This is a genomic window from Pseudoalteromonas sp. PS1M3 (assembly GCF_016865405.1).
Taxonomy (GTDB): domain Bacteria; phylum Pseudomonadota; class Gammaproteobacteria; order Enterobacterales; family Alteromonadaceae; genus Pseudoalteromonas; species Pseudoalteromonas marina.
Map to the genome: position 1 here is coordinate 950,349 of NZ_AP022624.1, position 13,861 is coordinate 964,209.

13 protein-coding genes and 1 pseudogene are annotated in these 13,861 nt (G+C 40.4%); 5 read left to right on the plus strand and 9 right to left on the minus strand.

What is annotated here, in order from left to right; genetic code table 11:
• Window positions 1-145 precede the first annotated feature (145 nt).
• Both fadR and PS1M3_RS04365 read left to right on the plus strand, forming a co-directional pair.
• Window positions 146-859, plus strand: a complete 714-nt coding sequence (gene fadR, locus PS1M3_RS04360) for a fatty acid metabolism transcriptional regulator FadR (protein ID WP_006793939.1) — start codon at window positions 146-148, stop codon at window positions 857-859.
• A gap of 234 nt (window positions 860-1,093) precedes the next feature.
• Entirely contained in the window at window positions 1,094-1,699 is a 606-nt protein-coding gene (locus PS1M3_RS04365; RefSeq protein WP_006793938.1) for a peroxiredoxin, read from the plus strand.
• 62 nt (window positions 1,700-1,761) lie between these two features.
• Here the strand turns inward: PS1M3_RS04365 and PS1M3_RS04370 are convergent.
• Window positions 1,762-4,352, minus strand: a pseudogene (locus PS1M3_RS04370) (TonB-dependent receptor).
• A 421-nt stretch (window positions 4,353-4,773) separates the two neighbouring features.
• Window positions 4,774-5,253 (minus strand): SsrA-binding protein SmpB, encoded by a 480-nt coding sequence (gene smpB / locus PS1M3_RS04375; RefSeq protein ID WP_006793936.1) that lies wholly within the window; start codon window positions 5,251-5,253, stop codon window positions 4,774-4,776.
• 145 nt (window positions 5,254-5,398) lie between these two features.
• Between smpB and PS1M3_RS04380 the strand changes: the two genes are divergently transcribed.
• Entirely contained in the window at window positions 5,399-5,839 is a 441-nt protein-coding gene (locus PS1M3_RS04380; RefSeq protein ID WP_006793935.1) for a ubiquinone-binding protein, read from the plus strand.
• A complete protein-coding gene (locus tag PS1M3_RS04385; protein ID WP_008130063.1) occupies window positions 5,836-6,159 on the plus strand; it encodes an RnfH family protein in 324 nt (107 codons plus the stop codon). Before PS1M3_RS04380 ends, PS1M3_RS04385 begins: the two co-directional genes overlap by 4 nt.
• A gap of 53 nt (window positions 6,160-6,212) precedes the next feature.
• On the opposite strand, the gene PS1M3_RS04390 is transcribed toward PS1M3_RS04385, so the two are convergent.
• Window positions 6,213-6,572 carry an outer membrane protein assembly factor BamE gene (locus PS1M3_RS04390; protein WP_006793933.1) on the minus strand — a complete coding sequence of 120 codons (360 nt, stop codon included), beginning with the start codon at window positions 6,570-6,572 and terminating at the stop codon, window positions 6,213-6,215.
• 107 nt (window positions 6,573-6,679) lie between these two features.
• Between PS1M3_RS04390 and PS1M3_RS04395 the strand changes: the two genes are divergently transcribed.
• Window positions 6,680-6,994, plus strand: coding sequence for a GIY-YIG nuclease family protein (locus tag PS1M3_RS04395; RefSeq protein WP_006793932.1), 315 nt, complete (start codon window positions 6,680-6,682; stop codon window positions 6,992-6,994).
• Here PS1M3_RS04395 and PS1M3_RS04400 read toward each other — a convergent pair.
• The 6 genes from PS1M3_RS04400 to PS1M3_RS04425 all read right to left on the minus strand — a co-directional run bounded on the left by PS1M3_RS04400 (window position 6,967) and on the right by PS1M3_RS04425 (window position 13,698).
• Window positions 6,967-7,812, minus strand: coding sequence for a M20/M25/M40 family metallo-hydrolase (locus tag PS1M3_RS04400; RefSeq protein WP_239104478.1), 846 nt, complete (start codon window positions 7,810-7,812; stop codon window positions 6,967-6,969). The two genes, PS1M3_RS04395 and PS1M3_RS04400, sit on opposite strands and share 28 nt — an antisense overlap.
• A gap of 68 nt (window positions 7,813-7,880) precedes the next feature.
• Window positions 7,881-8,450 carry a tetratricopeptide repeat protein gene (locus tag PS1M3_RS04405; RefSeq protein ID WP_239104479.1) on the minus strand — a complete coding sequence of 190 codons (570 nt, stop codon included), beginning with the start codon at window positions 8,448-8,450 and terminating at the stop codon, window positions 7,881-7,883.
• Between the two features lie 107 nt (window positions 8,451-8,557).
• Window positions 8,558-9,313 carry an IS21-like element helper ATPase IstB gene (istB, locus tag PS1M3_RS04410; RefSeq protein WP_008108839.1) on the minus strand — a complete coding sequence of 252 codons (756 nt, stop codon included), beginning with the start codon at window positions 9,311-9,313 and terminating at the stop codon, window positions 8,558-8,560.
• Between the two features lie 14 nt (window positions 9,314-9,327).
• On the minus strand, window positions 9,328-10,872 hold the full coding sequence (gene istA, locus PS1M3_RS04415) for an IS21 family transposase (protein ID WP_024600838.1): 1,545 nt from the start codon (window positions 10,870-10,872) through the stop codon (window positions 9,328-9,330).
• A gap of 187 nt (window positions 10,873-11,059) precedes the next feature.
• Window positions 11,060-11,665: a hypothetical protein gene (locus PS1M3_RS04420; protein ID WP_239104480.1), complete on the minus strand. Its 606-nt coding sequence runs from the start codon at window positions 11,663-11,665 to the stop codon at window positions 11,060-11,062.
• A 119-nt stretch (window positions 11,666-11,784) separates the two neighbouring features.
• Entirely contained in the window at window positions 11,785-13,698 is a 1,914-nt protein-coding gene (locus PS1M3_RS04425) for a methyl-accepting chemotaxis protein (RefSeq protein WP_203986463.1), read from the minus strand.
• Between the last annotated feature and the right edge of the window lie 163 nt (window positions 13,699-13,861).

Genomic DNA, 13,861 nt, shown 5'->3' on the forward strand with positions numbered 1-13,861 from the left:
TCTTGCCGTTCAGTAACTCTACCTTGATGTGTATGTTCAATTTAACAATATATCTTACTTTACTTGTTAGTTGAGTTTCGTCTGGTACAATCAGTCAGTTATTCGCGTAAGCGAAACGTTGTAGATTAATTCGAGTGGGAATTGGATGAGAATTTTTAAAGCGAAAAGCCCAGCAGGATTTGCTGAAGAATACATAGTTGAGTCTATTTGGAATGGCGATTTCCCTCCAGGTTCAATTCTACCAGCTGAGAGAGAGCTCTCTGAGTTAATTGGCGTAACAAGAACCACATTACGCGAAGTGTTACAGCGTTTAGCGCGAGACGGCTGGCTAACTATTCAGCACGGCAAACCAACAAAGGTTAATAACTTTTGGGAAACGTCGGGCTTAAACATATTAGAAACGTTAGCACGTTTAGATGAAGATAAAATGCCTGAGCTGACAGATCAGCTATTGTCTGCACGAACAAATATAAGTGCTATTTATACCCGTGCTGCGATTAAGCTTAATCCTGAACGTGTAATTGAAATTTTATCATTAAGTCACGAACTTGAAGATACAGCACAAGCATTTGCTGATTATGACTATAAAGTGCATCACGAATTGGCCGTTGCAGGTAATAACCGAATTTATGTTTTAATTTTAAACGGTTTTAGAGGGTTCTATTCTAAAATTGGTTGTCATTACTTTTCAGATCCGGGTACCCGCGAGCTTGCCCGTCAGTTTTATAAAGATTTAACTGTATTAGCGCAAAATAATGAGCACGATGGTGCAATTTCGATGATGCGTAAATATGGTCATCAAACGGGTGAAATTTGGCAAAAAATTCGTGGCGATATGCCGTCGGATATAATGGACTAAACATTTTAAAAAAAACCTGCATTTGCAGGTTTTTTGTATTTGCGGTGTTTTAATTTTCTGTTCGGTATTTTCGATTGCCCGCATCGGTAAATACGATTATCTTTTTTAAAACTTTATATCTAATATACAAAAAAATTATGTGTAGGTGCTATTGGTTTTTAACTTTTAGCGCCCATATATGTACCAGCATTGCGAAAGCAATTGAAAACAAACTCAAAATATTTGGAGAATAAAATGGGTGTATTAGTAGGCCGCCAGGCACCAGACTTTACCGCTGCAGCAGTTTTAGGTAATGGTGAAATTGTAGATAGCTACAATCTACACGAAACAATTAAAGGTAAAAAAGCTGTAATCTTCTTTTACCCATTAGATTTCACTTTTGTATGTCCTTCTGAACTTATTGCATTTGATAAGCGTTTTGAAGAGTTTAAAAAGCGTGGCGTTGAAGTAATTGGTGTTTCTATCGATTCTCAGTTTTCTCATAATGCATGGCGTAACACGCCTGTAGCTGACGGCGGTATTGGTAAAGTACAATACGCACTAGTTGCAGACGTTAAACACGAAATTTGTAAAGCATACGACGTTGAACACCCTGAAGCGGGTGTTGCATTTCGTGGTTCGTTCTTAATCGACGAAGAAGGTAACGTACGTCATCAAGTAGTTAACGATTTACCTCTAGGTCGTAACATTGACGAAATGATCCGTATGGTTGATGCACTAGCGTTCCACAGTGAGAACGGTGAAGTTTGTCCTGCTGGTTGGACTGAAGGTAAAAAAGGTATGGATGCAAGCCCTGAAGGTGTTGCTAAGTTCCTTTCTGAAAACGAAGGCGAGCTATAATTTAGCCCTTTTGTTTAAATAAAAAAAACCGCCAGTTGGCGGTTTTTTTATTTATGTAGCGTTTAGAAAGAAAAGCTTACTTTAGTATAGATATAACGACCGCGTGGGTTATGAACACCCGAGGCGTAGCCGTATAAATCAGAATCACCGTCACCAATTGTAAATGGTGGCTCTTCATCAAATAAGTTATTAATACCTAACGATACTTTAGCAGAGTCAGAAACACGGTAAGACGTTTGTAAGTCAACCAGTGTTTGCGAGTCAACCATACGTGATGTATTAGTATCGAAATCTAAGTTACCATCGAAGTCGATATCTGGTGTATCTTCAAACTCACCAACATAACTAATGTTTAAGTTAGTGTTAAACGCGCCCATTTCCCAGTTAGTTGAGAAGATAAAGCGGTGCTCTGGGTACCCATATTCACCGGTATAATCGCGGCCATCTTTTTCAAATTTATCTTGGTATGCCCATTCTAAATTGAATTTTAATAAGCCTAAATCGTCAAGCGAGTGATTGTAGTTTGTTGAAATATCAACGCCCGACACTTCTTGCGATGATACGTTTTCAAAGGTGCTAAATATTTTTTGAATAGTACCTAACGCATCGCCACCATTTGGTGATAAACGAACACATACTGTGCTGTTTTGGTTATTACATTCAGAGGCGTAAATAGGGCCAAATTCTTGCTCGTCAATTTTGTTATCTTGTGTGATGCTCCACACGTCTACGCTCAGACCAAATTCGGCTGTTGGTGCCCAAATAAAGCCAACGTTCCAAGATTCAGATTCTTCTGGTTGTAGATCGGGGTTACCTGCAAACTCAATGTTGTAATCAAGTGCGCTACAGTCTTTCCCTGTTGCTTGACAGCGGTACGTGTCTACAAAAAACTGACTTTCTTGAGATGGACCTAAACCAACTTGTGCAAGAGAAGGGGCTCTAAAGCCTTGCGCCCATGAACCACGAACCGTAATTTCATCGGTTGGTGCCCAGCGAAGTGCAACCTTTGGGTTGGTAGTGGTGCCAAAGTCGCTGTAGTCATCGTAACGACCAGCCAGTTGTAGCTCTAGGGTTTCTGCAAGTGGAATTGAAAACTCAACATACGCGGCGTACTGGTCTCTGTTTGCTGATGCAGATACAGATTCAGTACCAAATATTAAACCACGTTGGAATTGATCATCTGGGATATCGCTGACGTCTTCTTCACGGTATTCGATACCAGCGGCCATCATTACAACATCGTCGCCAAAGCTAAATGCTTCACCAGTAATGTTTGCGTCAAATGAAGTCATATGCGATTCGCCACGACGAACAAGGCTGGTGGTAATTCTGTCTACAACTGCCGGGTCGTTGTATGTACCGCCGAATGGGTTGTAATTACCTGCGTCAATTTCTTGTTGTAAGAAATCAGTACGAACCCAACCTTGCGAGCGGTCGCCGGTTTGCATTGATTTACTGCGACCTTTTTGTACTGCTGTTTCCCAGCTCCAGTCGTTAATTTCGCCTTTTAAGCCAGCCACAATTCGCATTGTGTCTGATTCAATATCCCATTGGCGGGCACCCGCGTCTACAGTACGGTAGCGGCCAATTTCGATGTCTTGCCCAAATGGGTTATTAGGATGATTTGCTGGTACCGTTAGGCCTGCATCTTCGTCAAGTGGGGTTGGTGCACCCGCTGCAACCGACGTATTGTGCTGAACGGCCATTTCTAAAAAGCCCGTAATGCCATTGTCAAAGCGATATTCAAATTGCGATATTGCGCCAATACGTTCAGCAGCTGGGGCTATGTAGCCAAACGGGCCATAATCAAATAAACAGCTTCCGCTTGCAGTTGCGTTTTCTGCTGGGCAATCTGGGTCAATTGTTTTTACACCATCAACGTAAAAGTAGCCAGGGAAGCCACGAGATGAACGGAAATCTTCACCGCCATAAGGAGATTGGTTTGCGGTACCCAAGCGGCCCATTTCATCTGATGAAAGCGATGTGTTTTTAAAGTAATCAATGATTACTGACGCACTGCTTTTTTCGCTAGTGGTACCCCAAACAACACTTGCTGTCGTTTCTTCATAGTTAGGGCCATCAGTGCCGCCGTACCCTAAGTTTACCTCTACGCCATCGATATCTTTTTTCAAAATAACGTTAACAACACCGGCTACAGCATCAGAGCCATAGATTGCAGATGCACCGTCTTTTAAAATATCTATTCGTTCAATAGCCGATACTGGAATGCTGTTTATATCGACAAACGAATTAGTTATCCCTTCTGCAAACGCACTAATTGAGACTCTGCGCCCGTTAATCAGTAAAGTGTTGCGTCGGCACCTAAGCCTCGCAAGCTTACAGCGGCAGCTCCATTTGCCGTCGAATCTTGGTTGTTACCACGTGTAGAAAAAGTACCACTGCCTGCAACAGGCATTCTTTCGAGTAGTTGTTGAAGGTTATCGTAACCCATGTTTTCAATATCGGCTTTACTGATTGATTGCACTGGTGATGGGCCTTCAATGTCAGAGCGTTTAATACGCGAGCCTGTAACTTCAATGCGTTCTACTTTTTTTGCTTCTTCAGCGGCGTAAGTTGTTGTTGTAAAGCCCGCTGATAATGAAAGTGTTGCGCCAATAATAATACTTGGCGTAAATGCAATTGATTGCTTCATCCTTAAATCCTTGTTGATATGTAATAAGTTTAGTTGCTCAATACCAATCCTTTTAAATTGTTAAATAAATCCCATACTTAAGCGGATTGATATAACAAGCGACGACATTAATATCATGTAACTTAAGTGTTAGCAATGAGACTGAAATGTGATTTTAGTATGGGTTTTAGTGTGATTTGGGATGATTTTAAAGCAGATGTTATGCGCTGAAGCAGGTTTAAATAGGCGCATATGCTTTATTTTAGAAATAAAAAATACAACCTCATTGAGAGTAATAATTAAATTAATTGATTCACAATAAAATTGTAATAAATTATTTATAGGTATATTTAGGCTGAATAATGGTCTTGTTGTGTATTAATAAAACAAATGGCGCTTGGTTTTTTTATAAAAAAAAGCCTAACTGAGTTAGGCGTTTTATTTAAACTTTGTGCTTCATTAAGCGCTCTTTTTCGCGCGACCAGTCTTTATTTTTACCGTCTTCGCGTTTGTCATGCATTTTTTTACCTTTTGCTAAATGAAACTCAAGTTTCACCCAACATTTTTTCCAATACATGGCTGTAGCCACTAATGAATAGCCGTCACGTTCAGTTGCTCCCACTAAGCGGTCAAGTTCTCGTCTGCTTAGTAAAAGCTTTCGGTAACGCATAGGGTCGCAAATAACGTGAGTAGAGGCACTATTTAATGGTTGAATTTGACTACCAAGTAAAAATGCTTCGCCGTTTTTAAGATGTATATAAGTTTCAGAGATATTTACTTTACCAGCTCGGATACTTTTTACTTCCCAGCCTTGTAGTTCGACACCTGCTTCAAACTTATCGTGTAAAAAATACTCATGTCGCGCTTTTTTGTTTAGCGCGATGGTATTGCTTGTCGATTTTGATGAATTTTTCTTAGCCATAGTGCCCTATAATATACGTAATGTGAGATGTTTTACATCGATTTTTAGTAATGATTTTAAAAAATTAGATCTAATTTATGCGTCATGAAAGTTTGGGGAAACGAACAAAGCTTGCTAAAATTCGCCCACACATTTGGGAGTGAGTATGCCACAAATTGAAAAAAGTGCGCTGGTTATGTACAGCACTAAAGAAATGTTTGATCTAGTTAATGATGTAGAAGCTTATTCTCAGTTTTTACCAAATTGTTCTGATTCAAAAATTGTTTCGCAGCAGCATAATAACATGACCGCGAGTATAGAAATATCTAAGGCGGGTATAAAAAAGTGGTTTACCACCGAAAACACCTTTATAGACGAACAAACCGTGTTATTAAAACTGGTTGATGGTCCATTTAAAACGCTTAAAGGGCGTTGGCATTTTCAAGCATTAGATGCCCATGCATGCAAAGTTTATTTAGAGCTTGAATTTGAATTTTCGAGCAAAATTATTGAGCTTGCGTTTGGTAAAATTTTTAATGATGTTGCAAAAAATATGGTAAGTGCTTTTACTTCGCGGGCTAAAGAAGTATACGGAGCGCGAATATGATTAACATTGAAGTTGTTTTTGCTTTACCTACTACTGCAACCTGTTTATCGATTGAGGTGCAGCCAGGCTGCACGGCCGAACAAGCGGTTATTCAGTCGGGTATTATTGAAAAGTGCCCTGAAATAGACGCAAATGCACTTACATTAGGTGTATGGAATAGAACGGTTAAGGCAAACTACGAATTAAAAGATGGTGATCGTATTGAAATATACCGTCCATTAATTGCAGACCCTAAAGATGCACGAAGAAAACGCGCTGAAAAGGCAAAAGAAGAAGGCCGAGCAAATAAAATAACGGGTGGTCGCCCACTCGAGCGATAATTTAGGTATAAAAAAAGGTAAGCAAAGCTTACCTTTTTACTTTAGCGACAATATTATTGTTCTAAAGGGGTGTTGAAATTTTCTGGCTGATCGTAGTCACCTGAAAGCGAAACAAGTTTTTCATTTTCAAAGTTAATCACTAGCTCTTTATGTTGCTCGTTTTCACGGCCTTTATTAAAGCTGTAAACATAACGCCATGTGTTGTTATCAAAAGCATCTGTGGCAATAGGACGGCCTAATACATAAATAACTTGGTCTCGAGTCATGTTTACACGAAGCTTTTCAACATCCGATTGCTCTAAAAAGTTACCTTGAGGGATGTTTATTCTGTATACCCAGCTAGAGCAACCTGCTGCAGAGCTAAGTGTTAAAGCGACGATAAGCCAAAGAGAAAAAGTTTTTAACGACTGCATTGTTTGTTGTGATCCTTATTTTTTATAATCTGCATGATACCGATTAGTCACTGAAGGTAAAACCCTTTTAAGCAATTGTTTTGAGTTAAGGGTATTAAGGTAATATTTTGACCACCAATAATGAAAAAAGTTTACAAACCCTAGAGCCAAAAACACATACTTCAGGCACTTTATGGCACTTGTACATAGTGCAAACACGGTTTGGGCACTGGTATACCGGCATTACTACTAATGTAGATAAGCGCTTTGCAACGCATCAAGCGGGTAAAGGGGCGAAAAATTTAAAAGGTAAAGGGCCTCTTATACTTATTCATCAGCAGGAAGTTGGGAGTAAAAGCGAAGCGAGTAAGCTTGAGTGTAAAATAAAAAAGTTACCAAGGGCAAAAAAAGAGGCTTATGTTTCAGCGTTTAAATCATCATAATGATGGTGCGCTAACTTTTTAATAAAGCCCTCTATTGCGAGTACGGTACTTACATACTTAGGTATATCAATGTGCTGTACGGTGTCTTTAGTTGTGTGGTGGTGAGGGTCGTGACCCATTCCAAAGTAAACATACGGTATGTTGTTTTGCGCAAATGAATAATGATCGCTTGCCTTATGCCAATCAATATTTTGTGATTTAATTAGCCGATTCATTTGTTTTGACGAATAGACAGGTTTGACTGTTATTTTAGTGTTATTTAAGGCGGTGAATACGGGCTTAAGTTTTTGTTTTAATGAGTAGGATGTTAATGCATACACGCGGGATTTATGTTTTTTCACCCCAAGCATATCTAAATTTATATTCATTAAAACGTTATTTGAGTTAAGCGTTTGTGCAAAGTGTTTACTGCCATGTAAGCCATTTTCTTCTGCGTCAGTTAATACAAATACCAATTCGTAAGGGAATTCTTTATTTTGTAACGAAGACGCCAAGTAAAGCAGGGCAGCAACGCCTGTTGCATTGTCGTTTGCCCCAAAATAATATTGTCCACCTCGCTTACCAAGGTGATCGTAATGGGCAGTAATAATTATTTTTTTACGTTGTGTAGATTTGGTGTGCACTGCAATAATATTTATGCCTTGTGCATGCTCAAAAATGCCTGACTTATAAGTAAACGTTTGCTCACTTACATTTAGATTAAACTTAGAAAGCCTACTATGTAGGTATGCTCGCGTGTTTGCTGCACCTTCTGTTGCTGTTTTTCGGCCCATGAGCGTATTGCTTGCTAAATGGTTTAAATCATCAATAAGCTGCATGTGTAGGGCACTTCCATAACTATTAGTGCACACACATATTAAAATTAAGCATAAAAAGTATTTAATGGTCATAGCTTTGCTGTTAATGAAAGTAATGCGTTTAATTTACTCTCATAACGTTTTTTGTCATGTAAAAAGTCAGCTTTTTTGCCTGCTTGTTCAAGATGGTATATCGCTTTTTGGGTGTTTCCCCATTTAAAGTACACGCTAGCTTGGCCAAAGTGGCTTTCGTGTAATGAGGGCGCAAGGCTATAGGCTTTTTTATAATGTGCTAATGCAAGTGCAAAATTAGATTGCTCAAACTCTGTATTACCAAGGGATATATAGTAATAAGGGTTGTTTTGGCGCTTGATGTGTAATTTTTTTAAGATGTCAGTACCTAACTTCGACCGGCCTGTTAACTGATATAAAGCAGCTAAGTTACCCTGTGCAGTATTGTTGTTTTGATTAAGAGAAATTGCGTAGTTGTATGCTTGTTCTGCTTCAGCTAGGTAGTTTAACTGTCTAAACAACACGCCTAAGTTCCCCCACCCAGCACTAAAACTAGAGTCGACTTTAACTGCATTACGAAAGTAGTTATAAGCTAAGTCGTACTGCTTATTAACAAGTGCAATAGCCCCTTTATTGTTATAAAACATGGCTGTGATAGTGTTTTTGCTAATAGGTGCGTATTCCGGTGATGGTGAACACCGATTCCGGTTTTATCGTGAACACTTAAATTCCACGCATTGGGTTCATGACATTTTTAACCTAAGTGTTCACGATGGTCAATTTTAGATTGAATTTTTCTCATAGACTCCCCCTTTAATTTTATCCGATGAGCATTGTGCATTAGTCGATCTAAAATGGCATCGGCTAAGGTATTATCGCCGATGGATTGATGCCATTCTTCGGTGGGTAATTGACTGATGATGGCGGTTGATGAACTGCCGTGCCTATCATCCATGATCTCCATTAAGTCATTTCGTTGTGCCGCTTTAAGTGGCTCAAGCCCCCAATCATCTAAAACGAGTAAGTCGATCTTAGCGAGTGACTGTAACATTCGACTGTAAGTGCCATCTGCTTTGGCTTGTGTCAGCGCAAGCATCAACCTTGAGAGTCGGTAATATTTAACGCTGTAGCCTTTCATGCATCCTGTATGCGCAAGCGCACAAGTGATATAGGTTTTACCGCTACCGCAAGGGCCTGTGATCAGTAAGTTTTGTGATTTATTCAGCCAATCACATTGCAGTAGCGATGCCATCATCGATTGATTGAGACCTCGCGGGTGATGATAATCTATGTCTCTGGCGTTAGCGGCTAATTTAAGTTTTGCCGCTTTAAGTAAGCGTTGTTGTTTTCGGCTCTCTCGGTCTTGGGCTTCACTGTCTGCTAGCAGTTGTAGTCGCTCATCGAAGGACAACCCTTCATAAGTACTTGGTTGTTCCATTTGGCTCACTAAGGCGTTGGCCATACCACTGAGTTTGAGTTGACGAAGCTGAGTTATCGTTTGTTCTAACATAGAATTTCCTTACCTTAATGGAAGCTTTTAGGACCACGGATATTTTCATGGGATTGTGGCAATAACGTCGACGGCTCTTCTTGCGTTCGCGGCAATTTATCTTGGTTGCTACTGAGTATGTCTTTGATATGTTTTAACCGATATAAACTGTATTGATTGGCTATCGCACAGGCGTTATTGAGCCGATCGGCGGGATAGCTTCTTGATAGGTTGAGTAAGCCTAAGCACACACGATACGCTTGTTCTTCATGTTGTTTCTGTGCCAATTGTGCTTTCACCCAGAGCAAAACGTCATCTCCAATATCTTTCGCCCAATTCATTAAACGCCCTGGTGACCATTTATGATGCTTCTCATGCTTTACAGGCATGTGCTCGGATGTGGTGGTCATGCCCGGATGATATTTTCTCGGGTGACTGGTGATGCGTTTATGCTTGAAATAAGCCTCAATCAAGTTGTCTTTGGCATGAAGTTCAAGCTTTTCACCCACCAAGTGATGGGGTACCGAGTAAAGATGGTTATCATACTGAACGTGATAATCAATATTCACTTTGACGTGTTTAATATCCGTGAATTGATAAGCTAGTTTGGGCATAGGCGCGAGGGCGGGTTTGTCGATTGACTCGAACCATGATTGTCGTGTCCCACTCAGTTGCTTAAAGGGCTTATTATTGACCTCAAGCAGTAAGGCTTTGATGCAATGGTTTAGCTCAGCTAATGAGAAAAAGGTTTGGTGTCGTAACTTGGCGAGTATCCAGCGTTCAATGATTTGCACGCCCACTTCGGCCTTGGCTTTATCTTGTGGTTTTCTGGGACGAGCAGGCACAATCACGGTGCCATAATGCGCGGCCAATTGCTGATAACTCGGGTTAACATCAGGGTCGTAGCGACACGCTTTACTGACACCACTGCGTAAATTATCGGGGATAACCATGTCAGGTATACCGCCGATAAATTCAAATGCTCGCACGTGACTGCCGATCCAGTCGGGTAGACTTTGGCTCCAGGTTGCTTCACAAAATGTATAATTTGATGCGCCCATCACCGCCACGAATATCTGGGCGAACTTCACTTCACCCGTCGCATTACAAACAATGGGCATCGTTTGACCCGCATAATCGACAAAGAGTTTTTCTCCTGCTTTATGCACTTGTCGCATCGAACGTTTTTGCTTTTTAAGCCAGGTCATATAGCGATCGCAGAACTGAGAATAGCTGTAACAACGATTCGGATATTGCTGAGTATATTCTTCCCAGAGTAAGTTCTTGGTGACGCCTTTGCCCGTTAATTCTTTTCGAATGGCTGGCCAATCTGGCACTTCAAATCGCTGGGATGGCCGAGTGTCGGCGCGAGGATAGAACTGACTAGCAAGCACAGAATCATCAAGCTCGTCGGGCAGTGGCCAACTTAACGATAAAGCTCTGGCTTTAGTGAGTAGTTTTTGAATACCACCGACACTGATCTTAGTGCTGGCACTTATTTTTCTGACACTGAGTTGGGCAGCAAAATGTAGCCTCAACACTTCTCGAATTTTACGCATTGTGATCCTCTTAGTCGCCATATCCCTTCCTCAGTAATACAAAAAGGAAATAGCTTAACAAAGTAATTAATAATCAATGCGTTGAAATTGTACTGGTTTGGTGTGAACACCGATTCCGGAAAATCAGTCAAAAGTGTTCACGATAAAACCGGAATGAGCGTTCACGCTAAAACCAGAACGGGTGTTCACGATGGGCCGGAATCACTGTTCACGATGCTCCGGAATATGCAATAGGTGTTGTTTTAAAGCGAGCCTGACGGCTATTAGGGTCAAAGTCTATTATTAAGCGTTTTTTGCCTTGGTAAATAAATACCGACTGGTTAGAAGGTTCAGTGGCGGTATCAATACTTAAGTTAATGTGGCCTGTCAGTAGGTTAAATCCATTGTTAAGAGCCCAATATTCTGGGATATGAACGTTATTAAACCGAGCTTTTATACCTAAATAGTCAGCAAGGCTATACGCTAAAATAGAGAGCGATAAGCAATTTGCATTTAAGTTTTTAAAGGTTTTTGATGCGGTGAGGGTTGCCCCCGATTGATATGAAAGCGAATCATCACCATTTTTAAGTAAAAAGCTCAATATATTGTGTGCTAGCGTTTGGGCAGATTGCTTACTTTTTAAATGGCTTTTGAGCTGCTGCTTGAGGCTGTCGCTGAGAGTAAATATTTGTTCTGGTGATTCTAGAGTATGTGACTCAAACGAATTTATTTGGGTCAGTTTAACCGGGGGTGCGACAAGCGGTGTTGAGCTGCATGCGCCCAGCGCAAATAGCCCTACAAATATGATCAAAAACTTAAATTGATTAGTTTGCATAACCACCTCCAAACTAATTGTAGTCGCAATTTTGTTTAGAGGAGGTGTTTAATACCAATTCGCGTTGATATCAACCCATTGGGATCATTGATTAAGCGAATTGGTATAGTTCAGAGGTTTTAACGGTGCTTTTCAAAGGTTGCCACTAAGGCATCTAATGTTTGAGCGCTGCTTGCTAGGTCACGAATAGCTTGCTCAGTATTCATCTGCTCACTCATGGCGTTGTCACTAATTTCGCTAATTTGCTCAATGTTACGCCCTACATCGGCGACTACATTACTTTGTTGTTCGGTAGCCGTTGCAATTAGGGTTGCCATGTCATTTATTTGATTAGATGTTTCGCTAATCACATCAAGTAACTCAACGGAGTTTTGCATGGCCCCCACACTTTGCTGCGCTTTATCTTTTGACTGGCTAATATCTTTTACTACGTCATCTGATATTTGGGTCAGCTCTTCAATCATTGATTGAATTTCGTTAGTTGATTGTGAAGTGCGGTTTGCCAGCGCTCTTACCTCATCGGCAACAACCGCAAACCCTCTGCCATGCTCACCAGCACGAGCAGATTCGATTGCCGCATTTAACGCCAATAGATTTGTTTGTTCTGAAATACTGCGAATCGCATCAATAATACTGGCAATATCAACCGTCTTTTTAGAGAGCAGTGACACTTGCTCTGTTATGCCGTCAATGTCGCTTGCAAGCGCAGAGATAGTTGCTTGGCTTTGCATTACCTGATTGTGGCTTTGCATTGTGTTTTCGCGACTGCTATCGGTAAGTTTGGCGGCGTTAGCTGCGCTTTGAGCAATCTCTTGAACAGTTGCACCCATTTGGTTAATGGCTGCGGCTACAGAAATAGTTTGTTCTTTTTGGCTGTCTATAGCCTGAGAATTACGTTTAGCTTGTTCAAACACATGGTCAGAACTGCGCTTTATATCGTGGCTTTCTGTGGCAACTTGGCCAATGGCCACTTCAATTTTACTAATAAACTGATTAAAGCCCGCACTTAAGTTATTAAGCTCGGCTTGGCTTGATTCGGGTAACCTGTATGCTAAGTTTGCGTCGCCAGAACCTAAACGAGAGAATAATTCGCCCATTTTAAATAACGGCGAAGACAACGAACGCGCTAATAAGTAACTAATTAGGCTAGCAATTAAGGCAATGATTAAAGTAAATGTAAATATTTGCCACTGAAGCGTACTTACACTTGCAAATACTTCACTTTTTGGCACTTGAGCCACAATAAATAAGTCAGTATTTTCTATCGGGGTCGCTGCTACGAGAGTGGCTTGGCCATCGAGGTCGATTTCTTTTAACTTAAAGCCATTCGAGCTTAATATTTGATTACTAATATTCGATCCATAAACCGAGTCAATGTTTGCTTTTGCTACTTTACTCGAATCTTTGTGCAATTGAATAAGGCCGCTTTTATCAGCAATAAATACAAACCCTGTTTGCTCAATTTTAAATTGTTGCAGTAGCTTTTGCATGTCAGTAATACTTTTTGCAAGCCCTGCCAAACCTTTACCATTTACTTGTTGGTGGTTAATGAACATTTTTACGTCGTTCACTGACTCTTGGTAAATACTGATAGAGTAGGGTTTTCTTGATTCTTTGAAGGCAAAAAACCACCCATCGGCTTCATCGTTTTTTAATACGCGTAAAAAACCATCCTGATTCCAGTATTGTGCGGTGTTTCGGTTAGCCCACGATGCAGTGGCTAGGTCGTATTGTTCTACCAAGCGGTTAAGCTCTTTTAAAAGCAATGCATCGTTATTATTAGTTTGTGACCATTGTAAAATAAACTCGTTAGATGAGAGTTGCTCTGCAGCACCAATTAGCATATTTATTTCACCACCAATGTGGTTACTAATTGTTTGCAACTTACCTGGTAGCTCTGACTCAATCATGCGTTGTTCTATTATATCTTCAGAACTGTATAACGATGTAATACCAATGAGTGCTGCAACAAAAATAGCGATGCCACTGCCAAGTGCTGTGATTTTTTGGGTAATAGAGAGTTTTTGTATCATTTTATAATAATTTTTTACAACGAAGTAGAATATGATGTTAGCACACAATTTATTTAGAGTTAAATAATGCGAATGAACATGAAAATAGCCCTTTTTTAACTAAACTATAGGGCATAAAAAAGCCCACACGCAAAGCATGTGAGCTTGGTTTCTAACAAGCGAA

Excerpts from the sequence above, each read along its gene's own strand:
- fadR (WP_006793939.1), top strand. The coding sequence starts at position 146 with ATGAGAATTTTTAAAGCGAAAAGCCCAGCAGGATTTGCTGAAGAATAC.
- PS1M3_RS04365 (WP_006793938.1), top strand. The coding sequence starts at position 1,094 with ATGGGTGTATTAGTAGGCCGCCAGGCACCAGACTTTACCGCTGCAGCA.
- smpB (WP_006793936.1), bottom strand. The coding sequence starts at position 5,253 with ATGGCTAAGAAAAATTCATCAAAATCGACAAGCAATACCATCGCGCTA.
- PS1M3_RS04380 (WP_006793935.1), top strand. The coding sequence starts at position 5,399 with ATGCCACAAATTGAAAAAAGTGCGCTGGTTATGTACAGCACTAAAGAA.
- PS1M3_RS04385 (WP_008130063.1), top strand. The coding sequence starts at position 5,836 with ATGATTAACATTGAAGTTGTTTTTGCTTTACCTACTACTGCAACCTGT.
- PS1M3_RS04390 (WP_006793933.1), bottom strand. The coding sequence starts at position 6,572 with ATGCAGTCGTTAAAAACTTTTTCTCTTTGGCTTATCGTCGCTTTAACA.
- PS1M3_RS04400 (WP_239104478.1), bottom strand. The coding sequence starts at position 7,812 with ATGCAGCTTATTGATGATTTAAACCATTTAGCAAGCAATACGCTCATG.
- PS1M3_RS04405 (WP_239104479.1), bottom strand. The coding sequence starts at position 8,450 with ATGTTTTATAACAATAAAGGGGCTATTGCACTTGTTAATAAGCAGTAC.
- istB (WP_008108839.1), bottom strand. The coding sequence starts at position 9,313 with ATGTTAGAACAAACGATAACTCAGCTTCGTCAACTCAAACTCAGTGGT.
- istA (WP_024600838.1), bottom strand. The coding sequence starts at position 10,872 with ATGGCGACTAAGAGGATCACAATGCGTAAAATTCGAGAAGTGTTGAGG.
- PS1M3_RS04420 (WP_239104480.1), bottom strand. The coding sequence starts at position 11,665 with ATGCAAACTAATCAATTTAAGTTTTTGATCATATTTGTAGGGCTATTT.
- PS1M3_RS04425 (WP_203986463.1), bottom strand. The coding sequence starts at position 13,698 with ATGATACAAAAACTCTCTATTACCCAAAAAATCACAGCACTTGGCAGT.